The following is a 22,863-nucleotide window of genomic DNA, read 5'->3' as shown; positions in this document are numbered from 1 at the left end:
CGCCGAGCGGGGCACCGGCGGGACGCTCCCCCGCCGGTGCGGCCGGTCTCAGGCGCCGCAGGAGCGCAGGAACTTCCGGGTGCGAACCGCGATGGGCAGCGGCTTGTCCGGCTCGCAGGGGTACATGTCCTGCTCGACGATGGCGAACAGGTCCACGCCGAGTTCCTGGGCCGCCGTGAGTACCGGGCCCAGCTCCGGCACGCCGCCGGGCGGCTCGCACATCACGCCGCGCTGCACGGCCGGACCGAACGGCACCCCGCCCTCGCGCACCCCGGCGAGGATGTCCGGGTCGACCTGCTTGAGGTGGAGGTAGCCGATGCGCTCGCCGTAGGTCTCGATCAGCTTGACGCTGTCGCCGCCGCAGTAGGCGTAGTGTCCGGTGTCCAGGCAGAGGTTCACCAGGTCGGAGTCGGTGGCGTCGAGGAAGCGCTCGACGTGCTCCTCGGTGTCGATGTGGGTGTCGGCGTGCGGGTGGACGACGATGTCCAGGCCGTAGGTCTCCCGCACCTCGCGGCCCAGGCGTTCCATGCCGCGGGTGAGGTGGCCCCACTGCTCGCCGGTCAGCTCCGGCGGCTCGAGGATCTCGGCGGTCTTGTCGTCGCGCCAGAAGGACGGGATGACGACGAGGTGTTTCGCGTCCATCGCCTTGGTGAGGGCGGCGACGCGGCCGACCTGTTCCCAGGTGGCGTCCCACTCGGAGGGGCCGCGGTGCAGTCCGCAGAAGATGGTGCCCGCCGAGACCTTGAGGCCGCGCCGGGTCACCTCGTCGGTGAGCCGGGCCGGGTCGGTGGGGAGGTAGCCGTAGGGGCCCAGCTCGATCCAGTCGTAGCCGGCCTCGGTGACCTCGTCCAGGAACCGTTCCCACGGGACCTGCCGGGGGTCGTCGGGGAACCAGACGCCCCAGGAGTCGGGGGCCGAGCCGACGCGGATGCGGTCGAGGGCAGAGGGCATGCTCAGGCCTTCCCTTCGGCGGTGCCGGATGCGGTGGTGCCGGATGCGGTGCTGTCGGATGCGGCGGCGTCGGACTCCACCGCGTCGGATGCGGCGGCGTCGGATGCGGCGTCGGTCCTGTCGGCAGTATCGGGTGCGGCGGCCTTCGCCGCAGCGTCCGCGTCGTCCGGGAGCGCCGCCACGTCGACCCCGCCGACCTGCGCCAGCTCGTGCTTGAGGGCGGCCAGTTCGGCGCCGCCCGCCATGTGGTTGGTGAGCGCTTCGAGGGTGATGTCGGCGCGGGCCGCGCTCAGTTCGAGGGTGCCCAGGCGCAGCACGCTGAAGTGGTCGCCGACCATGTAGGCGTGGTGGGGGTTGTGGGTGATGAAGATGACGCCGAGTCCGCGCTCGCGGGCGGCGGCGATGTACTTGAGGACCACGCCGGACTGCTTGACGCCGAGCGCGGCGGTGGGCTCGTCCAGGATGAGGACGCGGGCGCCGAAGTAGACGGCGCGGGCGATGGCGACGCACTGGCGCTGGCCGCCGGAGAGGGTGCCGATGGGCTGTTCGAGGTCGTCCAGGACGATGCCCATGTTGCGCAGTTCCTCGTCGGCGGTCCGCTTCATGCGGGCGATGTCGAGACGGCGCACGGGCCAGGGGCCCTTGGTCATCTCGGAGCCGAGGAAGAAGTTCCGCCACACCGGCATCAGCGGAATCGTGGCGAGGTCCTGGTAGACGGTGGCGATGCCGCGGGCCAGCGCGTCGCGCGGGGTGCCGAAGCGCACGGCGTCGCCGTCGACGAGGAACTCGCCCTCGGTGTGCTGGTGCAGCCCGGAGATGATCTTGATGAGGGTGGACTTGCCGGCACCGTTGTCACCGAGCACGCAGGTCACCCGGCCGGGGTGCACGGCGAGGTCGACGCCGTGCAGGGCGCGGATGTTGCCGTAGGACTTGCCGGCGCGGCGGAGTTCGACGAGCGGGCGGTCCTGCTCGGGTGCGGGGTCGGCCAGGACGGCGCCGTGGGTGCCGGGGGCTGCGGGGGTCTTGCTGGTCATTTCCGATCACCTCCGGGTCGCGGCGCGGCGGACGTACAGGTTGATGAGGACGGCGCCGAGGAGCATCACGCCGAGGAAGGCCTTGAACCAGTCGGGGTTCCAGCCCGCGAAGACGATGCCCTGGTTCACCATGCCGAACATGAAGGCGCCGAAGACGGGGCCGATGGCGGAGCCGTAGCCGCCGGTGAGCAGGCAGCCGCCGATCACGGCCGCGGCGATGTAGATCAGCTCCTGGCCGACGCCCTCGCCGGACTGCACGGTGTTGAAGGAGAACAGCTGGTGCATGCCGACGAACCAGGCGCCGAAGCCGACCAGCATGAACAGCGTGATCTTCGTGAAGGTGACCGGCACACCGACCGCGCGGGCGGACTCCTGGCTGCCGCCGACGGCGAAGATCCAGTTGCCGTACTTGGTGCGCAGCAGGACCCAGGTGGCCAGGGCGGCGAAGACCAGCCACCACACGACCGTGATCTTCACCTCGACGCCGCCGACGTCGAAGGACGAGGCGAACAGGGCCTTGGCCTGGTCGAAGCCGTCCATGTCGCTGATGTCGTCGGTGGCGACGTTGCCGGTGACGAGCTTGGTGACGGCGAGGTTGACGCCCTGGAGGACCAGGAAGGTGGCCAGCGTGACCAGGAAGCTCGGCAGGCCGGTCTTCACCAGGACCCAGCCGTTGAAGGCGCCGACGGCGAGCGAGGCCACGAGGGCGACGACGACGCCCATCCAGACGTTCATGGTCAGCTGGTAGCTGAGCATGCCGGCGGTGAGCGCCGAGGTGACCACGGCGACACCGGCGGACAGGTCGAACTCGCCGCCGATCATCAGCAGGGCGACGGGCAGCGCCATGATGCCGATGGTGGACGACTGGTACAGCACCGTCGCCATGGAGCCGCCGTCGCGGAGCGTGGGCGCGGCGATCAGGAAGAAGACGAACACGGCGACGGCGCCGAGGAAGACCCCGACCTCGGGCCGGGCGAGCACCCGCAGCGCCACGGAGCGCTCACGGGTGCGGCCGTCGGTCTCCTTGGGGCCGGGGGCCGGCGGTGTGGTCACCGCCGGCTCAGCCTGTTGGGCCATGCTCATCACCGGGTGCCCTTCGAGGCGAACTCGGCGACGGCCTTGACGTTGGTCTTGTCGACGAAGGCCGGGCCGGTCAGCACCGGCTGCTCACCGCCGCCGCTGTAGTTGCCGTTGTTCTTGTAGAGCCACAGTCCGTCGACCGCGAGGTAGCCCTGGAGGTAGGGCTGCTGGTCGACGGCGAACTCGATGTCGCCCTTCTCGATGGCGCCGGTCAGTTCCTTGTTGAGGTCGAAGGTGGCGACCTTGGCCTTGCTGCCGGACTCGTCCACCGACTGCACGGCGGTCATGGCGAAGGGGGCGCCGAGCGTGATCAGGTGGTCGATGTCGCCGTCCTGCTTGAGCTTGGCGGTGATGGTCGACTTCACCGAGGGCATGTCGGTGCCGTTGACGTAGAGGCTCTCGATGGACCCCTCGAAGGTCTTCTTCACACCGTCGCAGCGCTGGGTCAGACCGACGTTGCCCTGCTCGTGGATCACGCAGACGGCCTTCTTGGCACCGTCCTCGTTGAGCCGCTTGCCGAGCGCCTCGCCGGCCACGCTCTCGTCCTGGCCGAAGAACTCCATCAGGCCGAGCTTCTTCCAGTCCGCCAGACCGGAGTTGAGCCCGACCACGGGTATGCCGGCCTTCTCCGCCTTGTCCAGGACGCTGCGCAGGGCGTCCGGCTTGGCGAGGGTGACGGCGATGCCGTCGACCTTCTGGTCGATCGCGTTCTGCACCAGGTTGGCCTGGTTGCCCGCGTTCGGGTCGGCGGAGTAGACGAGCTTGACGTTGTCCTTGTCGGCGGCGGCCTGGGCGCCCTTGCGGACGATGTCCCAGAAGGTGTCGCCGGGGGCCTGGTGGGTGACCAGGGCGACCGTCATGCGGGGGGTGTTCGCCTTGCCCGCGGAGGCGCCCGAGTCGCTGTCCTCGTCGGCCTTCTTCCCGCCCGAGCTGCTGGAGCAGCCGGCGAGGGTCAGGGCCGCGGCGGCGGCGAGGGCCACGGCAGGGGCGAATCTGCGGGAGCGGGCGTGCGAAGAGCGGTCCATCTTTTCCTGCACCTCACTGTGCGACTGTGCGACGGGAGAGCCGTGTGCCAGACCCGAGTGCCAGACCCGAGAAGAATGGCTGTTGCTGCGCTGGGACCGGATACAAGTCCTTGGGACGCCCACTGTCAATACTTTGTCAAGACATCATTTCACTCGCAGGTCCGAATGTAAGTACAAAGTATTGACAGCGTCGTCCAGGAGTCATACACCTTGGGAGGCGGCAGGCCCCCGCCCAGCCAAAGGAGCGTCGCACATGGCCGAGTCAGTCCCGCGTTTCGATCTGATCACGATGGGTCGCATCGGGGTCGATCTCTATCCTCTGCAGACGGGCGTACCCCTGGCGGAGGTTGAGACCTTCGGCAAGTTTCTCGGCGGTTCGGCCTCCAACGTCGCGGTCGCGGCCGCCCGGCTCGGGCGCGCCACGGCCGTCATCACCCGCACGGGCGACGACCCCTTCGGCGGGTATCTGCACGGCGCGCTGAAGGAGTTCGGCGTCGACGACCGCTGGGTCACCCCGGTCGCGGCGTACCCGACCCCGGTGACGTTCTGCGAGATCTTCCCGCCGGACGACTTCCCGCTGTACTTCTACCGCCGCCCCAAGGCACCGGACCTGGAGATCCACCCGGAGGAGCTGGACCTCGACGCGATCCGCGCGGCCTCGATCTTCTGGATGACCGGCACCGGACTGAGCGAGGAACCGAGCCGTACGGCGACGCTGGCCGCCCTCGCCCACCGCGCGAAGTCCGGCACCACGGTCTTCGACCTGGACTGGCGCCCCATGTTCTGGGCCGACCCCGACCAGGCCCGCCGGTACTACGCCCAGGCGCTCGCGCACGCGACCGTCGCGGTCGGCAATCTGGACGAGTGCGAGATCGCCACGGGCGTGCGCGAACCCCGCGCCTGCGCCGAGGCGCTGCTGGCGGCCGGTGTGGAGCTGGCCGTCGTCAAGCAGGGCCCGAAGGGCGTCCTCGCCGTGCACCGCGACGGCCGGTCGGCCGAGGTGCCGCCGGTCCCGGTCGAGGTGGTCAACGGCCTCGGCGCGGGCGACGCGTTCGGCGGCTCCCTGTGCCACGGTCTGCTCTCCGGCTGGGAGCTCGAGCGGATCATGCGGTACGCCAACGCGGCCGGTGCCCTCGTCGCCTCCCGCCTCGCCTGTTCCTCCGCGATGCCCACCGAGGCGGAGGTCGACGACCTCCTCGCGCGAGCCACTCCCTGAACGGAGCTACCCCTTGTCCCCCAGCATCTCCAGCATCCCGGACCTCACCGCGGTCAGAGCCCGGCACCCGGAGGCGATCGCCGAGGCCGCGGCGCGCCGGGTACGCCGCCCGCTGATCGGCGACTCCGGCCGCCTGATGATCGTGGCCGCCGACCACCCGGCGCGCGGCGCGCTCGGCGTCGGCGACCGCGGGCTCGCCATGGCCAACCGGGCCGACCTGCTGGAACGCCTGTGCACCGCGCTGTCCCGGCCCGGCGTCGACGGGGTGCTCGCCACCGCGGACGTGCTGGAGGACCTGCTGCTGCTCGGCGTGCTGGAGAACAAGGTCGTCATGGGCTCGATGAACCGGGGCGGACTCGCGGGCGCCGCCTTCGAGATGGACGACCGCTTCACCGGCCACCGCGCCGAGGACATCGCCCGGCTGCGCTTCGACGCGGGCAAGCTGCTGCTGCGCATCGACTACGACGACCCCGGCTCGCTGGCCACGATGGAGGCGAGCGCCCGGGCGGTCGACGCCATGGCGGAGCGCCGGCTGCCGCTGTTCGTCGAGCCGTTCATGTCCCGCCGGATCGACGGGCGGGTCCGCAACGACCTGTCGGCCGGGGCCGTGACCCGCTCCATCGCCATCGCCTCGGGGCTCGGCGGCACCTCCGCCTACACCTGGCTGAAACTGCCCGTCACCCGGGACCCGGACGACATGGCCGAGGTCCTGGAGACCTCCACGCTGCCCGCGGTCCTGCTCGGCGGCGACATAGGGGGCTCCCCGGCGGACCAGACCGCGGCCTACGAACGCTGGCGCAAGGCGCTGCGGCTGCCCACCGTGCAGGGCATGGTGGTCGGCCGCTCGCTGCTCTACCCGGCCGGGGGCAGCGTGGAAGAGGCGGTGGACACGGCCGTCGGACTGCTGTGACCGGGACTGCTGTGACCGACTGCTGTGACCGAGGAGAGGCGGAGGAGCGGACGATGACGTATCACCTTCCCGCGGGCAGGGCGGCGTCCGACGGCCGGTACGCCGTGGACGTGACGCCCGAGAGCGCGGGCTGGGGCTACTCCAGCCTGCGCGTGGTGAACCTGGCCCCCGGCGGCAGCCACACCTTCGACAGCGGCGAGAGCGAGTGGATCGTCCTGCCGCTGAGCGGCGGCTGCACGGTCGCGACCGCCGACGACTTCGGCCGGGACACCTTCGAACTGACCGGCCGTGACGGCGTGTTCAGCGGTGTCACCGACTTCGCGTACGTCCCCCGCGACGCCCGCACGACCCTGACCTCCACCGGCGGCGGCCGGTTCGCCCTGACCGGAGCCCGCTGCGCCCGCCGCCTGCCCGCCCGCTACGGCCCGGCGTCCTCGGTGCCGGTGGAGCTGCGCGGCACCGGGAGCTGTTCGCGGCAGGTCAACAACTTCGGCGCGGCCGGGGTGTTCGAGTGCGACAAGCTGATCGCGGTCGAGGTCGTCACGCCGGGCGGCAACTGGTCGTCGTTCCCGCCCCACAAGCACGACGAGCACCGCCCGGGTGCGGAGTCGGTGCTGGAGGAGATCTACTACTTCGAGTTCGCGGCCCACGACAACACCCCGGGCCTCGGCTACCAGCGCGTCTCACCCTCCGGGCGGGGACAGGGGACCGACGTCCTCGCCGAAGTACGCGACGGGGACGTCGTACTCATCCCCGACGGCTGGCACGGACCGTCGATGGCGGTCCCCGGCCACCACATGTACTACCTGAACGTCATGGCAGGCCCGGAGGCCGAACGCGCCTGGCTGATCTGCGACCACCCCGACCACGCCTGGATCCGCGACACCTGGCCCGAGCAGCCGGTCGACCCCCGGCTCCCCCTCTACACCGCACCGGAGAGGTCCGCATGAGCGCCGCCGCCACCCGCCGACTGACCACCGCCCAGGCCCTGGTGCGTTTCCTGGCCGCGCAGTACACCGAACGTGACGGCGTACGGCACCGCCTGATCGCAGGCACCTGGGGCATCTTCGGCCACGGCAACGTGGCGGGCCTCGGCCAGGCGCTCGTGGAGTACCGCGAGGCGATGCCGTACCACCAGGGCCGCAGCGAACAGGCGATGGTGCACGCGGCCGTCGGTCACGCCCGTCATCTCAACCGCCTGTCCGCGCAGGCGGTGACGACCTCCATCGGGCCCGGCGCGACCAACCTGGTCACGGGCGCGGCCCTCGCCACGATCAACCGGCTGCCGGTCCTGCTCCTGCCCGGCGACTACTTCGCCTCGCACGCCGCCGACCCGCTGCTCCAGCAGCTGGAGCACCCGGTGGAGGCCGACGTGTCCGTGAACGACGCGCTGCGGCCGGTGTCCCGGTACTTCGACCGGATCAGCCGCCCCGAGGCCCTCGTCGCCTCCGCGCTGCAGGCGATGCGCGTGCTCAGCGACCCGGCGGAGACCGGCGCGGTCACCCTCGCACTGCCCCAGGACGTGCAGGCCCAGGCGTACGACTGGCCCGAGGAGTTCTTCGCCGACCGCGTGTGGCGGGTACGCCGCCCGGCTCCCGACCCGGCGGAGCTGATCGAGGCCGTCCGGGCGGTCCGGGCCGCCGCCCGCCCACTGCTCGTCGCGGGCGGCGGTGTGCACCACAGCGAGGCGGAACAGGCCCTCAAGGCACTCGTGGACGCCACCGGCATCCCGGTCGCCTCCACCCAGGCGGGCAAGGGCGCGCTGCGCCACGACCACCCGGCGGACCTCGGCGGCATCGGCCACACCGGCACCGCGGTGAGCGACGCCCTGGCCCGCACCGCGGACCTGGTGATCGGCGTCGGCACCCGCTACTCGGACTTCACCACCGCCTCCGGCACCCTCTTCCAGCACCCGGACGTCCGCTTCCTGAACCTCAACATCACCGCCTTCGACGCCCACAAGCTCGCCGCCGCCACCCTGGTGTGCGACGCACGGTCGGGGCTGGCCGCGCTGACGGACGCGCTCGCCGGGCACCGGGTGGACGCGGCGTACGAGACGGAGTACCGCACCGGGAAGGCCCGTTGGGACGAGGCGGTCGAGGCGGCGTTCCGCGCCGAGGACGACGGCGCGGTGCCGACCCAGACGCAGGTGCTGGGCGCGCTGGACGGCGTCGTCGGCGACGAGGACGTGGTGATCAACGCGGCCGGCTCGCTCCCCGGCGACCTGCACAAGCTCTGGCGGGCCCGCTCTCCGCGCCAGTACCACCTGGAGTACGGCTACTCCTGCATGGGCTACGAGATCCCGGCCGCCCTCGGTGTCCAGCAGGCCGCGCCCGACGCCCCCGTGTGGGCCCTGGTCGGCGACGGCACGTACCTGATGAACCCGACGGAGATCGTCACGGCCGTCCAGGAGAACCTGCCGGTGAAGCTGGTCCTGGTCCAGAACCACGGCTACGCGTCCATCGGCGGCCTGTCCGAGTCGGTCGGCGCGGAGCGCTTCGGCACCGACTACCGCCACCGCGTCGCCGACGGCTCCTTCACCGGCGCCCCGCTCCCCGTCGACCTCGCCGCCAACGCGGCCAGCCTCGGCATGGACGTCCTGCGCGCCAAGACGGTGCGGGAGCTGCGCGAGGCGCTGGCGACGGCCCGTGCGGCGACCCGCCCGACCTGTGTGTACGTCGAGACGGCGCCCCCGTCGGCCGCTCTCCCGGCACAGGCCTGGTGGGACGTGCCGGTGGCCGAGGTGTCGGCCCGCGAGGCGGCCACGGACGCGCGTGCCGCCTACGAACGCGCGGTCGCCGACCGCCGCCGCCACCTCTGACCCCTCCGCTCCCCCGCCCCCAGCCAGCCCCCTACGCAAGGGAGGTATGTCCATGGCGAAGACCGGCGACCCCGCACGTGCCGTGACCGCCCCCGCGACCGGAACCCTGGACTTCGCCCTGGACCGGAGCAGTCCGGTGCCGCTCTATTACCAGCTGGCCCGGCAGTTGGAGGCGGCGATCGAGCACGGCGTCCTCGCACCGGGGAACCTGCTGGGCAACGAGGTCGACCTCTCCGTCCGCCTCGGCCTGTCCCGGCCGACCGTCCGGCAGGCCATCCAGTCGCTGGTCGACAAGGGGCTCCTGGTCCGGCGGCGCGGGGTCGGCACCCAGGTGGTGCACAGCCAGGTCAAACGCCCACTGGAACTGAGCAGTCTCTACGACGACCTGGAGGCGGCCGGGCAGGGCCCCGGAACCCGGGTGGTGCGCAACGAGGGCGTTCCGGCCACCGCCGAGGTCGCGGCGGCCCTGGGCGTCGCGGAGGGCACCGAGGTGACCGTCCTGGAGCGGCTGCGCCTCACCCACGGCCAGCCGGTGGCGATGCTGTGCAACCACCTTCCGGCGGGCCTGCTGGAACTCGACGACGCCCGGCTGGAGTCGACCGGCCTGTACCGGATGATGCGCGCCCGCGGCATCACCCTGCACAGCGCCCGCCAGACCGTCGGCGCCCGCATCGCCTCCCGCGAGGAGGCCGAGCTCCTCGGCGAGCAGGAGGGCGCCGCGCTGCTCACCATGCAGCGCACCGCGTACGACGACACCGGCCGGCCGGTCGAGTACGGCACACACGTCTACCGCGCGTCCCGGTACGCGTTCGACTTCCAGTTGCTGGTCAGGAACTGACCGGACGTCCCGCCGCCGAGGCGTCAACCACTCCCTCAGACATCACCTGATCGATCGATTTCATCGTGTTCCACGCAACTGCATGACTTCTTCGCAAGTCGTACACCGGCAAGTCACGAACACTGCACAGGGAACATGATGAGTCAGCAACACGAGCAGCAGTCCGGCCCGAGCGGGGCGCAGCCGGCGAAGAAGCGCAGCGTCGGGAAGACCGTCGGTCTCGGCTGCGCCGGCGTCATCGGCGTCGTCGCGGTCCTCGGCATCGCGGGCGCCCTTGCCGGCTCCGGCGAATCCTCGGACCACAGCGCCAAGGACAAGGCCGTCGCGGCCGACGGCAAGCCCCGGGGCGAGGAGGACGAGCGACAGGAAACGGAGGAGCGTTCCGCGACGCAGGCCGAACAGTTCAAGGACTGTGTCGCCGAGTCCGGCACCGCAACCGAGAAGGCTGCCGCACAGCACATCACCAAGGTCACGGGAGCGGACCGGCGCAACGACGTGCTCGACAACGCCGAGGTCTTCACCGACTTCTCCGGCGGTCTGGCAGGCCCCCATCAGGGCGAGGGCAAGCTCATCGCCTCGGCCTTCGTCTCCTGCTACGAGTCGGACAACGGACTGGTGACCGTCTACGGCGAGGACGGGGAGATGCTCGCCAACGCCAACTACTGAGCCGCGATCACGCGCCACAGGCTGGCGCGGGTGCGGCCGGCGCTGCGGGCCGGGGCACCGGCCGAGACGGCGGACCCGGCGGGGAGCACACCGCTGTGCGGGGCCGCCTGCTGGGGGCACACGAAGAAAGGGCCTTCGCGGACTCACGTCCGTGAAGGCCCTTCACACCGTCGGGACGACAGGATTTGAACCTGCGACCCCTTGACCCCCAGTCAAGTGCGCTACCAAGCTGCGCCACGTCCCGGTGCCGTCACGCGCGGTGTACCGCGCGATCACGCGAACAGCACTTTACCCCACGGACAGGGCCACACCTAAGCGGGCACGGGCGAGGGACAATCGGTCCCATGGACAGCTCTGCCGACAGCCCCGTGGACAGCACCGCCTCCGACCGCCCGGTGGAGGGGCGGGACCGCGACGACGAGGGCCGGGCGCGCAACGCCCGGCCACGGGACGGGCTCGGACGCCCGTTGCCGTACGGCGCGGACGGCGTGCCGCGCCAGCCCGAGGGCGTCGTACGGGCTCCGGAGGCGACCGTCGACGAGGCGCAGCGGCTGCTGGACGACGGGAAGCCCTTCCACGCGCACGAGGTCTTCGAGGACGCCTGGAAGTCGGGGCCCGAGGAGGAGCGGGAGCTGTGGCGGGGCATGGCCCAGCTGGCCGTCGGGCTCACGCACTCGGCGCGTGGCAACGCCACCGGCGGGGCGCGGCTGCTGCGGCGCGGGGCAGGTGCCGTCACGGCGTGGGCGGCGTCGGGGGCCGGGCGGGAGCGGCCGTACGGGATGGGTCTCGGCGCGGTCGCCGGGTGGGCCCGGGAGCTGGCGGACGACGTGGAGGGCGGCGGGTCCGTGGACGCGGCGGCGCGGGCGCCCCGGCTGCGGGGCTGAATCCCGCCGGGGCGGCCCGGCCGGGGCGTTGTCGGTGGCGTACGGCAGACTCGTGGCGTGCGGACAATTCATGTGATCGGTATCGGCGCGGGCGACCCCGAGCAGTTGACGCTCCAGGCCGTCGGGGCGCTGCGCGGCACGGACGTGTTCTTCGTCCTGGACAAGGGCGAGGCCAAGGCCGACCTGGTGCGGCTGCGCCGGGACATGCTGGAGGCGCACGTACCGGAGGGGACGTACCGGGTCGTCGAGGCGCGCGACCCCGAGCGGGACCGGAGCGCGGGCGGCGCGGCGTACTCCCCCGCCGTCGGGGACTGGCGCAGTGCCCGCGCGGGCATCTACGAGCGGCTGATCGCCGAGGAGCTGGGCGAGGACGAGACCGGCGCGTTCCTGGTCTGGGGCGACCCCGCGCTGTACGACAGCACGCTGGGCATCCTGGAGGAGATCCTGGAGCGGGGCTCGGTGGCGTTCGAGTACGACGTCGTGCCCGGCATCAGCAGCGTCTCCTCGCTGGTCGCCCGGCACCGGACCGGGCTGAACCGGGTGGCGCGCCCGGTGCAGATCACCACGGGGCGGCGGCTCGCCGAGGGCTTCCCCGAGGACGCGGACGACGTCGTCGTGATGCTCGACGCCCACCAGGCCTTCCGGCAGTACGCGGACCAGGACATCGACATCTACTGGGGCGCCTACCTGGGCACCCCGGACGAGATACTCGACTCCGGCCCGATCGCCGAGGCCGCGCCCCGCATCGAGCGGCTGCGCGCGGAGGCCCGGGAGCGCAAGGGCTGGATCATGGACACGTACCTGCTGCGGCGCAATCCCGGCGGACGCTGACCGGGACGGCCCCTGGCCGGGTTCACGGGCGCACCCGGGCGGACCGTCCCCGCATGCGTGGCCCGTGCACCGGTGTGATCGTGACCGTGTGACAGTCGCCGAGGAATCGCCACGGACCGTCGCCACCCAGCCGCCCGTGCTGGACCGGCGGCGCCGCAACGTCGTCTTCGTCACGATCATGCTCGGCATGCTGCTCGCGGCCCTGGACCAGACGATCGTGGGCACCGCGCTGCCCACGATCGTGTCGGACCTGGGCGGTGCCGAGCACATGTCGTGGGTGGTGACCTCGTACCTGCTCGCGGAGACCGTCGCGACGGTGCTGGTCGGCAAGTTCGGCGACCTGTTCGGCCGCAAGGTCGTCTTCCAGGTGTCCGCGGTCGTGTTCATCACCGGCTCGTTCCTGTGCGGGCTCGCGACCAACATGCCGCTGCTGATCCTGTGGCGGGCGGTGCAGGGCGTCGGCGCGGGCGGCCTGATGGTGACGGCGATGGCGCTGATCGCGGACGTCATCCCACTGCGGGAGCGGGGCAAGTACCAGGGCGCGATCGGCGCGGTGTTCGGCGTCGCGACGGTCATCGGTCCGCTGCTGGGCGGGCTGTTCACCGACCACCTGTCCTGGCGCTGGGCCTTCTACGTCAACGTGCCCATCGCGGTCGTCGTGGTGATCGCCGCCGCCCGCACCATCCCGGTGGTGAAGTCGGCGGCCCGTCCCGTCATCGACTACCTGGGCATCGCGCTGGTCGCGGTCGGCGCCAGCGCGCTGATCCTGGCGACGAGCTGGGGCGGCAACGAGTACGGGTGGGGCTCGGCCGTGATCATCGGCCTGTTCGCGGGCGGGCTGATCGCGCTCGGGCTGTTCTGCTGGGTGGAGACCCGGGCGGCCGAACCGATGCTGCCGATGCGGCTGTTCTCCAACCCGGTGTTCACGGTCTGCTCGATCCTCAGCTTCATCGTGGGCTTCGCCATGCTGGGCGCGCTGACGTATCTGCCGACGTACTTGCAGTACGTGGACGGCGACTCGGCCACCGTCTCCGGGGTGCGGACCCTGCCGATGGTGGCGGGGCTGCTGATCGCCTCGGTGTTCAGCGGCAACGTGGTCAGCAAGACCGGGCGCTACCGGCTGTTCCCCATCGCGGGCACGCTGGTGATGGGCGTCGGCCTGTACCTGATGTCGCTGATGGGTCCGGACACGGGCGCGGGCCTCGAGTCGCTGTACATGTTCGTGCTGGGCACGGGCATCGGGTTGTCCATGCAGGTGCTCACCATCGCCGTGCAGAACACGGTCGAGTACTCCGACCTCGGCACCGCGACCTCCGGCGTCACCTTCTTCCGTACGCTGGGCAGTTCCTTCGGCACCGCGGTGTTCGGCACGATCTACGCCAACGCGCTCGGCCCCAACCTGCGCGACGGCGTCGCGGCGGCGGCCCGCACCGGGGCCGCCGACCCGTCGGTGATCGCCAGGGCCTCGACCAGTCCGGAAGGTGTGCACCGGCTGCCGCCCCCGGCCTCGGCGCCGATCGTCGGCGCGTACGCGGACACCATCCAGACCGTGTTCCTGTGGACGGTGCCGGTCGCGGCCCTGGGCTTCCTGGTCGCGCTCTTCCTCAAGCAGGTCCAGCTGCGCGACAGCGCCCGCGCGGGTTCCACGGACATGGGCGAGGGCTTCGCCTCGCCGCACGACGCCAGCAGCAGGCGGACGCTGGAGGCCTCCGTCGGAAAGATCATCGGCGGTACGGAGCTGGACACCGCGCGCCGGATCGTCGCCGACAGCGACACCCGGCTGGATGTCGCCGGTGCCTGGGCGGTGATGCAGGTGGACCTGTTCACGCGGCTGGTCGGGCACGCCAGCCTCGGCCTGATCGCCGCCCGCCGACGGCTGCCGCCGGAGGTGCTGCTGCCGGTCTTCGACCGGATGGTCGAGGAGGGGTTCCTGACCCGCCACGGCTCCCTGCTCTCCCACACCGACGCGGGTGCCCGCGAGGCGCTGGTGATCGGCCGGGCGTGGGCGACCTGGCTGGAGGACCGGGTGGAGCGGGACATCGGGCGCCCCACGGACACGGAGCTGCGCGCCGCCGTCGACGCCATCGCCAAGCGCCTGCTGGTGGAGGACCTCAGCAGCGGTCTCCCGCAGCGCGTCAGGCGAGCAGCAGCTGAAGACCGCCCACGATCGTCGCCGCGATCACCAGACGCTCGAACAGGCGTTGGTTGATCCGGTTCACGGCCCACTTCCCGAGGAACGCGCCGGGCACGACGAACACGACCAGCGCGGCGTCGAGCAGCAGCGAGTGGCCGTCGATCAGGCCGAGCCCCGCGCTGAAGGGCAGCTTGGAGACGTTGACGATCAGGAAGAAGAACGCCGACGTGCCCAGGAAGCCGAGTTTGCGGAAGCCCGCGGAGAGCAGGTACATCGACATGACCGGGCCGCCCGCGTTGGCGACCATCGTGGTGAACCCGCCCAGGACGCCGTACGAACGGGCTTTCACGCGGCCGGTGCGCGAGGTGACCTCGTCCGGCTGCTCGGCGGCGTCGGCCCGGCGCCGGCGCCACACCGTCACTCCGGCCATGAACAGCAGGATCACGCCGATCGACGTGCGCACGACCGCGTCGTCGGCCCACACCAGGAACAGGGTGCCGACGACCACGCCCACGCCGACCGCCGGGAACAGCCGCCACAGGGTGGGCCAGTGCGCGTGGCGCCGGTAGGTGAGGACGGCCAGGATGTCCCCGGCGATCAGCACCGGCAGCAGGATGCCGGTGGAGGCGCGGGCGGGCAGGACGGCCGCGAAGATCGCGAGGCTGACCGTGTTGGCCCCGCTCACCGCGGTCTTGGAGAAGCCGACGAGCAGGGCCGCGAAGGCGAGGGCGGCGAATTCCCAGCCGGTGAGGTGCCAGAGCGTCATGGTGTCCATTGCGGGGACCGATGCTATGCGCACCCCACCGGCGCCGTAAGCACCGTCTCGCCCATTGATCCTTAGCGTGATCCCTGGCGGTCGGTGTACGTCACCCTCAGCTCGCGCTTCAGCACCTTCATGCTCGGCCCGAGCGGCAACTCGTCCGTGAACTCCACCCGGCGCGGGTACTTGTGCCGCCCGAGGTGCTGCTTGGACCACTCGGTGACCTCGGCGGCGTCCGGCACCGCGTCGGGCGTCGTGCCGGGGGCGCGCACGACCACGGCGCAGACCTCCTCGCCGTGCAGTTCGTCCGGGAGCCCGATGACGGCGACCTGGGCGATGCCGGGGTGGCGCATCAGCACCTCCTCGACCTCCCGGGGATAGACGTTGTAGCCGCCCCGGATGATGACGTCCTTCTTCCGGTCGACGATCCTCAGGAACCCGTCCTCGTCCTTGGTGCCCAGGTCGCCGGTGCGGAACCAGCCGTCGACGAGCGCCTGAGCGGTGGCCTCGGGGCGGCCGAGGTAGCCGGAGAAGACGTTGTGGCCGCGGACGACGACCTCGCCCAGTTCACCGGGCGGCAGCAGTTCCACGGCGTCCTCGACCTCCGCGCGGGCGATCTCCACGTCGACGCCCCACAGCGGGTGGCCGATGGTGCCGGGCCTGGCGCCGAACACCGGCTGGTTCACGGCGGCCGCCGGAGAGGTCTCCGACAGCCCGTACCCCTCGTAGATCTTCGCCCCGAACGCCTTCTCGAACCGTTCGAGGACGGCCACCGGGAGCGAGGCGCCGCCGGAGATGCACACCCGAAGCTCCGGCAGGGCCGCGGCCCCGGCCGCCGCGGCGGCGAGGGCGACGAACATGGTCGGCACCCCGTGGAAGGTGTTGACGCCCTCCTTCACCATCAGGTCGATCGCGCGCGCCGCGTCGAAGCGCGGCAGCAGGACGAGGGTCGCGCCCGCCCGCCAGGTGGAGTTGAGGGAGACGGTCTGGCCGAAGGCGTGGAAGAGGGGCAGCGCGCCGAGCGCCACGTCGTCGGGCCGGATGTCGTTCGCGTCGAAGGCGTTGACCGTCGCGTTCATCACCAGGTTGAAGTGGCTGAGGACGGCGCCCTTGGGCACTCCGGTCGTGCCGCTGGTGTAGAAGACGACGGCCGGGTCGTCGGCGTCCCGGGTGACGTACGAGGGCAGCGGCTCGGCGTCGGCGGCCAGCCTGCCGAACTCGGCCTCCGCGCCGAGCGTGATCATCCGTACGCCCGCCTCCCGCGCGGCGGCCGCTCCGGTCTCCGCCTGCGCCGGATGGCACAGCAGCAGGGTGGCGCCGCTGTCGCGCAGGACGTGCTCGACCTCGGCCGGGGACAGCAGCAGGTGCACCGGCACCACGACGGCTCCGGCCGCGGCGACGGCGAAGTACGCGACGGGGAAGTCGGCGGTGTTCGGTGCCATCAGCGCCACCCGGTCCCCGGGCCGGACGTCCAGGCCGACGAGGGCACCGGCCTGGGCGCGGGCCCGCCGCCACACCTCGGCGAAGGTCAGCCGCAGGTCGCCCTCGACCAGCGCCTCCTTGTCGGGACGGCGCCGGGCGTTCTCGGCGAGGATGGCGGCGACGGAGAGGGTTGCCATGGGGTGTTGCTCCGTTTCCTTGCTGCGGCTCCGCAGAGGGGTGGCTGTGCGGCTGGGGGTTCTACGCCCAATGGGACCTAGTGACGTTCGACGAGGACCGCGCTGCCCTGCCCCACACCCACGCACATCGTGGCCAGCCCGCGGCCGGCGCCCGTGCGGCGCATGCGGTGGAGCAGCGTGGTGAGGATGCGGGCGCCGGAGCAGCCGAGCGGGTGGCCGAGCGCGATGGCCCCGCCGGTGGGGTTGACCAGGTCGGGGTCGATGCCGAGTTGGTCGACGCAGGCGAGGGCCTGGGCGGCGAACGCCTCGTTGAACTCGGCCTCCGCGAGGTCGCCGACGCTCCAGCCGGCCCGGGCCAGCACCTTGCGGGTGGCGGGGACCGGGCCGATGCCCATGACGTCGGGGTGGACGCCGGCCGAGCCGCCCGCGACGTACCGGCCCAGCGACTCCAGGCCGAGGTCGTTCAGCGCCTCCTCGCTGACCAGGAGGAGGCCCGCGGCGCCGTCGTTCATCGGGGAGGCGTTGCCCGCGGTGACCGTGCCGCCGGGGCGGAAGACGGGCTTGAGGCGGCCCAGCTTCTCCAGGGAGGTGTCCTCGCGGACGCACTCGTCGGTGTCGACGACCACGCCGTCGGGGCGCTCGACGGGGAGGATCTCGTCGTCGAAGCGGCCGTTCTTCCGGGCCTCGGCGGCCAGGCGGTGGCTGCGCAGGGCGAACGCGTCCTGACGCTCGCGCGGGACGCCGTACCGCTCGGCGACCTCCTCGGCCGTCTCCCCCATGGCGAGCAGGCCGTGCAGGTCCTTCATCGCCGGATTGACCAGGCGCCAGCCGAGCCGGGTGTCGGCGGTCTCGATGCGGTGCGGCAGCGCCTCGTCGGGGCGGGGCAGCACGAAGGGGGCCCGGCTCATGGACTCGGAGCCGCCCGCGAGGACGATGTCGGCCTCGCCCGCGGCGATGGTGCGCGCGGCGGTGGTGACGGCTTCGAGGCCGGAGGCGCACAGCCGGTTGACGGTGGCGCCGGGCACGGTCTCGGGCAGGCCGGCGAGCAGGGCGGCCATGCGGGCGACGTTGCGGTTGTCCTCGCCCGCCTGGTTGGCGGCGCCCCAGTACACGTCGTCGATCCGGGCCGGGTCGAGCGCGGGCACGTCGGCGACCAGGCCGCGGATCACGGCGGCGGCGAGGTCGTCCGGCCGGACGGTGGACAGCGCGCCGCGCAGCTTGCCGATCGGGGTGCGGCGGGCGGCCGCGAAGTGGACGGGACGCACGAGGGACTCCTGACCGTCGTCGCGGGGTCACCGGACGGCGCACCGCCGCCGCGTCGACCACCACGAACCTTGATGAGCACTACCCTTAATTAGCACTGCTAGTTTTGGACTATAGACCGCCGGACGGTGTCCTGGGAAGATCCTCCGGACGACCGTCACCGACGCAGCCGGAGGAGCCATGGCGGAGGCCCGCGAGCACACGCTGACCGGAACGCGGGGGCGGATCGCCGTCCGCGAGTGGCCCGCCGCACGTACCCGCTACGTGGCGCTGCTGGTCCACGGTTACGGCGAGCACACCGGGCGCTACGAGGAGGTGGCCGGCGTCCTGACCGGCCACGGCGCGGCCGTCTACGCGCCGGACCACACCGGGCACGGGCGCTCGGACGGCGAGCGGGTGGTCGTCGAGGACTTCGAGGACGTGGTCACCGACGTGCACGCCGTCGCCGAGCTGGCGCGAGCCGCCCACCCCGGCCTGCCCCTCGTCATGCTCGGCCACTCCATGGGCGGCCTGATCGCCTCCCGCTACGCCCAGCGCCACCCGGGGCAGCTGACGGCCCTGGTGCTGTCGGGGCCCGTCATCGGCGACTGGGAGCTGCCGCGCCGGCTGCTCGCCCTGGAGGAGATCCCCGACACCCCGATCAGCCCGGCCTCGCTCTCCCGCGACCCGGCGGTGGGAGCGGCGTACGCGGCCGACCCGCTGGTCTGGCACGGGCCGATGAAGCGGCCGACGCTCCGGGCGTTCGTGCGGACGCTGGAGACCGTGGCCAAGGGCGGCGACGTCGGCCGGCTGCCGCTGCTGTGGGTGCACGGGGACGACGACCGGCTGGTGCCGCTGCCCGGCAGCCGCGTCGGCGTGGAGCCGCTGAGCGGCGGCGACCTGACCGTGCGGATCTACCCGGGCGCCCGGCACGAGGTCTTCAACGAGACGAACCGGGCGGAGGTCTTCGCGGACGTCACGCGCTTCCTGGACGGCGTGCTCGCCCGCTGAGGCGGCGGGCCCTCGGGCGGTGTCGGGGCCGCCGTCCAGCGGGCGTTTGTCCCCCGCTCCCCTTGGGCACCCGCGCCCCCATGGAGTGGTTGCGCCGCGCCGCCTGCGTGGATGAGGACCCCGATCTGTTCTTCCCGGTGGGCACCGCCGGACCCGCCCTGCGGGACACGGCGGCCGCCAAGCGCGTCTGCGCCAGATGCCCGGTGACCCCCGAGTGCCTGGCCTTCGCCCTGGAATCGGGGCAGACGTCGGGCGTCTGGGGCGGCACCGACGAGGCGGAGCGCGTCGCGCTGCTCCGGCTGACCACGCCGCACGCACGTACGCACGACGAAATGAGGGACACCTCATGGCCGACGCCCTCGAACTCGACGCGCTGTGGGAGGACTTCCACCGCGTGGTGAACATGACCTCCGCGGAACTCGCGGACTGGCTCCGGGTGCGCGACTCCGGCGAGCTGACCGAGCCGCTGCCGGACGACGCCGGGCCGCCGCTGGGACAGCACGTCCTCGCGATCCTGCAGAAGCGGCGCACCGACCTGACGGAGGACGACCTGCGTGCCATGCGCAAGGTCTTGGACACCGTGACCTCGCAGACCGACCTGGAGAACGAGCCCGCGTCCGACGACACCCGCCTGCGGCACCGGCTCATGACGGTCGGTCACGACCCGCTGAAGCCGTAGCCGTGGGCCGCGACCAACGGCGGACCGTGCGCGAACTCGTCGACGCGCACGGGCAGACGTACGCCGAAGAGGCGGGCATCCGGCTCAAGGACACCCCGCAGCCGCTGTACCGGCTGCTGGTCCTCGCGCACCTGCTCAGCGCCCGGATCAGCGCCTCCATCGCGGTCGCCGCCGCCCGCGCCCTGAGCGAGGCGGGACTGCGCGACCCGCGCCGCATGGCAGGGGCCACCTGGCAGCAGCGGGTGGACGCGCTCGGGCGGGGCGGCTACCGGCGCTACGACGAGCGCACCGCCACCCAGCTCGGCGAGGCCGCCGAACTGCTGACCGAGCGGTGGGGCGGCGACCTGCGCCGGCTCCGCGACGAGGCGGACGGCGACGTCTCCGAGGTGCGGCGGCTGCTCCAGGAGTTTCCCGGAATGGGGCCGACCGGCGCGGAGATCTTCCTGCGGGAGGTCCAGCTCGTCTGGCCGGAGGCGGGCCCCCTGCTGGACCGCAAGGCCCTCCGGGGCGCGGAGCGACTCGGTCTGCCCGGGGACCAGGACCGGCTCCTCGCCCTGGCCGGGAAGACGGAACCCGCCGTGCTCGCGGCCGCCCTGGTGCGGGCGGCGGTGGACAAGGAGGTGGCCGAGGACACCCTCGACCGCGTGGGCTGAGTGCGCCGGACCCGGCGGCCCCCGCCCGGTCCTCCTCCCCCCTCCGCCCACAGCCGCGCCGGTCACCCGAACAGGCCCGTGCGCTGGTGCGCCCCCGGCCCCGGTGATGCGCTGAGGACACCGTTTCCCGTCCCAGGAGGCATCCCGCGATGAGCCGTCGTCCGTCCCAACCCGTCCGTCTCCTGGCCTCCGCCCTGGCGGCGGGCGCGCTGCTGACCACCGCGGCCTGCTCGGACGGCGACGGGTCGCAGAGCGCCTCGGACACCGCCGCCGAACAGGCCGGGGTCGCCCGGCCCGACGCCGCGAAGCAGACCCCCACCGGCTCCCCCAGCGCCTCCCCCGCCGCCCTCACCGAGACCGGCGCCAAGGCCGCCCTGCTCACCGAGGCCGACCTGGAGGGCAACTGGAACCAGGTCCAGGACGCGGACAAGTGGCGCGACCGGCTGCTCGTCGGCGAGGTCGACGTGGCGGGCTTCCTCACCGCGAAGTCCAACGCGACGGACTGCCAGGCACTGCTGGACGCCCTCTACGACGACGGCCTGCTGGGCGACCCGTCGGGACCGTCGGCCCTCACCGGCTTCGAGCAGGGCGACTCCCGTCTGCTGGAGCAGGTCGCCGGGTACGACCGGGCGGGTCTGGACGCCCGGATGAAGTGGCTGCGGACCCTGCCGGACACCTGTGACGAGTTCACCGCCACCGGCTCCGGGGGCGCCAAGCGCACGGTCCAGGTGACCGAGGCGTCGGTGCCGGACGTGGGTGACGCCCGCACGGGGCTGCGGGTGAGTGTCCAGGGGGACGCCGACGGCGGCCCCGTCACGCTCACCGTGGACGTCGCCACGGTGCGCGTCGACACCTCCGCGGTCACCGTCATGGGCGGCGGCCTCGAGGGCGGGCAGACCGACTCGGTCGAACAGGCGGTGCGGCAGGGCACCGAGCGTCTGCAGACCGTCCTGGACGGCGGGACTCCGTCCCCGCAGCCGACCACCATGGACTGACCCCGGCCCGCCTTCACCGCGTCGTGCGCACATCCGGCGAAACCCGGACAGGGTGATCACCGGGCGGCACAATGGTCCGCGACGGACGGCGCACGCGCGAAGGAGCCGAGACGTGAGCGAGAGCGACCCCGTGCCCGGCGGGCGCCCCGGTGAGGTCGAGCGGGCGACGGCGCTGAGCGGCGAGCTGACCGGGCAGGGCGTGCACGGCGTGGTCCTTGCGTACGTCGACACCGCCGGGATCGCCCGGGTGAAGACCGTGCCCACGGCGAAGCTCGCCGCGACCGCGGCCTGGGGCGTCGGCATGTCGCCGGTGTTCGACACCTTCCTGGCCGACGACTCGATCGTCGGCACCGACGTCCTGGGCTCCCCCGACGGCGACCTGCGCCTCTACCCCGACCTCGACCGGCTGACGGTGCTCGCGGCGCAGCCCGGCTGGGCCTGGGCGCCGGTGGACCGGATCACGCAGGAGGGCGCCCCGCATCCGGCGTGCGGGCGCACCGTGCTCCGCCGGATCGTGGCCGGGGCGGCCGAGCGGCACGGCCTCTCCTTCAAGGCCGCCGTCGAGGTCGAGTGGGTCGTGGGCCGGGGCGACGCGGTTGGCGACGCCTTCGTCCCGGCGGTGTCGGGACCGGCGTACGGCGCGATCCGGCAGGTCGAGTTGAGCGACTGCGCCGCCGACCTGCTGGCGGCGCTGGCGGCGCAGGGTGTGGACGTGGAGCAGTTCCATCCCGAGTACGCGGCGGGGCAGTTCGAGGTCTCGGTGGGGGCGCTCGATCCGGTGGCGGCGGCCGACCACAGCGTGCTGGTGCGGCAGACGATCCGGGCGGTCTCGCGGCGGCACGGGCTGCGCGTCTCCTTCGCCCCGGCCGTCCTCGGACAGGGCGTCGGCAGCGGCGGGCATCTCCACCTCTCCGCCTGGCGCGACGGGAGGAACCTGCACGCGGGCGGAACCGCCCGGTACGGGATGAGCGCCGAGGCGGAGTCCTTCGTGGCCGGGGTGCTCGGCCACCTCCCGGCGCTCACGGCGCTGACCGCGCCGAGCCCGGCCAGCCGACTGCGGCTGCGGCCCTCGCAGTGGGCCGGGGTGTTCACCGCCTGGGGCCGGGAGACCCGTGAGGCCGCGCTGCGGATCGTCACCGGCACCGCCGGGATCCGCGACCGCGCGGCGAACCTGGAGGTGAAGCCGGTCGACCTCGCCGCCAACCCGTACCTCGCCCTCGCCTCGGTGCTCGCCGCCGGACTGGACGGGCTCGCCTCGTCCGCCCCGCTGCCCGAGGAGATCACCGGCGACCCGGCCCGGCTCGGTCCCGCCGCGGCCGCTGCCCGGGGCGTGCGGCGGCTGCCGGTCACGCTCACGGAGTCGGTGGCCGCCTTCCGTGCCGACGGCGTACTGCGCGAGGCGCTGGGTCCGGTGCTGGCCGACGCGGTGATCGCCGTGCGGCTGGGCGAGGCCGGGTCGGTGGAGGGGCTGGACGACGACGGTGTGGCGGCGGCGTACCGCTGGAAGTACTGAG

General features: G+C 72.7%; 22 protein-coding genes and 1 tRNA gene. 15 read left to right on the top strand and 8 right to left on the bottom strand.

Translation table 11 applies throughout. The annotated features are described in order from the left end of the window. Positions 1–48 precede the first annotated feature (48 nt). From ACZ7MF_RS10400 to ACZ7MF_RS10385, 4 genes are read right to left on the bottom strand one after another with little or no spacing between them, the layout of a single operon-like run. Entirely contained in the window at positions 49–951 is a 903-nt protein-coding gene (locus ACZ7MF_RS10400) for a sugar phosphate isomerase/epimerase family protein (RefSeq protein WP_115745459.1), read from the bottom strand. A 2-nt stretch (positions 952–953) separates the two neighbouring features. Continuing rightward, positions 954–1,985, bottom strand: a complete 1,032-nt coding sequence (locus tag ACZ7MF_RS10395; protein WP_471475733.1) for an ATP-binding cassette domain-containing protein — start codon at positions 1,983–1,985, stop codon at positions 954–956. A gap of 6 nt (positions 1,986–1,991) precedes the next feature. Continuing rightward, positions 1,992–3,068 carry an ABC transporter permease gene (locus tag ACZ7MF_RS10390; protein ID WP_179235354.1) on the bottom strand — a complete coding sequence of 359 codons (1,077 nt, stop codon included), beginning with the start codon at positions 3,066–3,068 and terminating at the stop codon, positions 1,992–1,994. Further along, complete coding sequence (locus ACZ7MF_RS10385) at positions 3,068–4,090, bottom strand: sugar ABC transporter substrate-binding protein (RefSeq protein WP_471475731.1); 1,023 nt, start codon at positions 4,088–4,090, stop codon at positions 3,068–3,070. Before ACZ7MF_RS10385 ends, ACZ7MF_RS10390 begins: the two co-directional genes overlap by 1 nt. A gap of 253 nt (positions 4,091–4,343) precedes the next feature. On the opposite strand from ACZ7MF_RS10385, the gene iolC reads away from it, so the two are divergent. The 6 genes from iolC (at position 4,344) to ACZ7MF_RS10355 (ending at position 10,541) form a co-directional block, all read left to right on the top strand. Continuing rightward, positions 4,344–5,306: a 5-dehydro-2-deoxygluconokinase gene (iolC, locus tag ACZ7MF_RS10380; RefSeq protein WP_471475730.1), complete on the top strand. Its 963-nt coding sequence runs from the start codon at positions 4,344–4,346 to the stop codon at positions 5,304–5,306. Between the two features lie 13 nt (positions 5,307–5,319). Next, positions 5,320–6,216: a Cgl0159 family (beta/alpha)8-fold protein gene (locus ACZ7MF_RS10375; RefSeq protein WP_471475729.1), complete on the top strand. Its 897-nt coding sequence runs from the start codon at positions 5,320–5,322 to the stop codon at positions 6,214–6,216. Between the two features lie 53 nt (positions 6,217–6,269). Then, complete coding sequence (gene iolB / locus ACZ7MF_RS10370) at positions 6,270–7,166, top strand: 5-deoxy-glucuronate isomerase (protein WP_471475727.1); 897 nt, start codon at positions 6,270–6,272, stop codon at positions 7,164–7,166. After that, complete coding sequence (gene iolD, locus ACZ7MF_RS10365) at positions 7,163–9,037, top strand: 3D-(3,5/4)-trihydroxycyclohexane-1,2-dione acylhydrolase (decyclizing) (RefSeq protein ID WP_471475726.1); 1,875 nt, start codon at positions 7,163–7,165, stop codon at positions 9,035–9,037. The genes iolB and iolD overlap by 4 nt, the downstream gene beginning before the upstream one ends. Before the next feature lie 52 nt (positions 9,038–9,089). Continuing rightward, entirely contained in the window at positions 9,090–9,875 is a 786-nt protein-coding gene (locus tag ACZ7MF_RS10360) for a GntR family transcriptional regulator (RefSeq protein ID WP_471475724.1), read from the top strand. A gap of 135 nt (positions 9,876–10,010) precedes the next feature. Then, complete coding sequence (locus ACZ7MF_RS10355) at positions 10,011–10,541, top strand: hypothetical protein (protein WP_471475723.1); 531 nt, start codon at positions 10,011–10,013, stop codon at positions 10,539–10,541. 170 nt (positions 10,542–10,711) lie between these two features. On the opposite strand, the gene ACZ7MF_RS10350 is transcribed toward ACZ7MF_RS10355, so the two are convergent. Continuing rightward, positions 10,712–10,785, bottom strand: a tRNA-Pro gene (locus ACZ7MF_RS10350). A gap of 100 nt (positions 10,786–10,885) precedes the next feature. Here ACZ7MF_RS10350 and ACZ7MF_RS10345 point away from each other — a divergent pair. From ACZ7MF_RS10345 to ACZ7MF_RS10335, 3 genes are all read left to right on the top strand, one after another. Next, positions 10,886–11,425 (top strand): DUF309 domain-containing protein, encoded by a 540-nt coding sequence (locus tag ACZ7MF_RS10345; RefSeq protein WP_471475722.1) that lies wholly within the window; start codon positions 10,886–10,888, stop codon positions 11,423–11,425. A 57-nt stretch (positions 11,426–11,482) separates the two neighbouring features. Then, complete coding sequence (gene cobF / locus ACZ7MF_RS10340; RefSeq protein ID WP_471475720.1) at positions 11,483–12,256, top strand: precorrin-6A synthase (deacetylating); 774 nt, start codon at positions 11,483–11,485, stop codon at positions 12,254–12,256. Between the two features lie 88 nt (positions 12,257–12,344). Continuing rightward, the gene (locus ACZ7MF_RS10335; protein ID WP_471475719.1) at positions 12,345–14,465 is read left to right on the top strand and encodes an MDR family MFS transporter; all 2,121 of its coding nucleotides are present in this window, start codon (positions 12,345–12,347) and stop codon (positions 14,463–14,465) included. Here the strand turns inward: ACZ7MF_RS10335 and ACZ7MF_RS10330 are convergent. From ACZ7MF_RS10330 to ACZ7MF_RS10320, 3 genes are all read right to left on the bottom strand, one after another. After that, positions 14,392–15,165: a sulfite exporter TauE/SafE family protein gene (locus ACZ7MF_RS10330; protein ID WP_356866538.1), complete on the bottom strand. Its 774-nt coding sequence runs from the start codon at positions 15,163–15,165 to the stop codon at positions 14,392–14,394. The genes ACZ7MF_RS10335 and ACZ7MF_RS10330 overlap by 74 nt on opposite strands. Before the next feature lie 62 nt (positions 15,166–15,227). Then, a complete protein-coding gene (locus ACZ7MF_RS10325) occupies positions 15,228–16,769 on the bottom strand; it encodes a long-chain-fatty-acid--CoA ligase (protein ID WP_471475717.1) in 1,542 nt (513 codons plus the stop codon). Between the two features lie 77 nt (positions 16,770–16,846). Beyond that, positions 16,847–18,034 (bottom strand): thiolase family protein, encoded by a 1,188-nt coding sequence (locus tag ACZ7MF_RS10320; RefSeq protein WP_471475716.1) that lies wholly within the window; start codon positions 18,032–18,034, stop codon positions 16,847–16,849. 178 nt (positions 18,035–18,212) lie between these two features. Here ACZ7MF_RS10320 and ACZ7MF_RS10315 point away from each other — a divergent pair, with 178 nt between their 5' ends. The 6 genes from ACZ7MF_RS10315 to glnA3 all read left to right on the top strand — a co-directional run bounded on the left by ACZ7MF_RS10315 (position 18,213) and on the right by glnA3 (position 22,862). Then, positions 18,213–19,022 (top strand): alpha/beta hydrolase, encoded by an 810-nt coding sequence (locus ACZ7MF_RS10315; RefSeq protein ID WP_471475715.1) that lies wholly within the window; start codon positions 18,213–18,215, stop codon positions 19,020–19,022. A gap of 80 nt (positions 19,023–19,102) precedes the next feature. Beyond that, positions 19,103–19,423 carry a WhiB family transcriptional regulator gene (locus ACZ7MF_RS10310; protein ID WP_471475713.1) on the top strand — a complete coding sequence of 107 codons (321 nt, stop codon included), beginning with the start codon at positions 19,103–19,105 and terminating at the stop codon, positions 19,421–19,423. Continuing rightward, complete coding sequence (locus tag ACZ7MF_RS10305; RefSeq protein ID WP_471475712.1) at positions 19,369–19,701, top strand: DUF3140 domain-containing protein; 333 nt, start codon at positions 19,369–19,371, stop codon at positions 19,699–19,701. The genes ACZ7MF_RS10310 and ACZ7MF_RS10305 overlap by 55 nt, the downstream gene beginning before the upstream one ends. 2 nt (positions 19,702–19,703) lie before the next feature. Continuing rightward, positions 19,704–20,354: an endonuclease gene (locus ACZ7MF_RS10300; RefSeq protein ID WP_471475710.1), complete on the top strand. Its 651-nt coding sequence runs from the start codon at positions 19,704–19,706 to the stop codon at positions 20,352–20,354. A 149-nt stretch (positions 20,355–20,503) separates the two neighbouring features. Next, positions 20,504–21,349, top strand: coding sequence for a hypothetical protein (locus tag ACZ7MF_RS10295; protein ID WP_471475709.1), 846 nt, complete (start codon positions 20,504–20,506; stop codon positions 21,347–21,349). A gap of 112 nt (positions 21,350–21,461) precedes the next feature. Next, the gene (gene glnA3 / locus ACZ7MF_RS10290; RefSeq protein ID WP_471475708.1) at positions 21,462–22,862 is read left to right on the top strand and encodes a gamma-glutamylpolyamine synthetase GlnA3; all 1,401 of its coding nucleotides are present in this window, start codon (positions 21,462–21,464) and stop codon (positions 22,860–22,862) included. The last annotated feature ends 1 nt before the right edge of the window (position 22,863 follow it).

The organism is Streptomyces sp. NPDC111628 (assembly GCF_055635195.1).
This window is presented reverse-complemented; position numbering and strand designations above follow the sequence as displayed.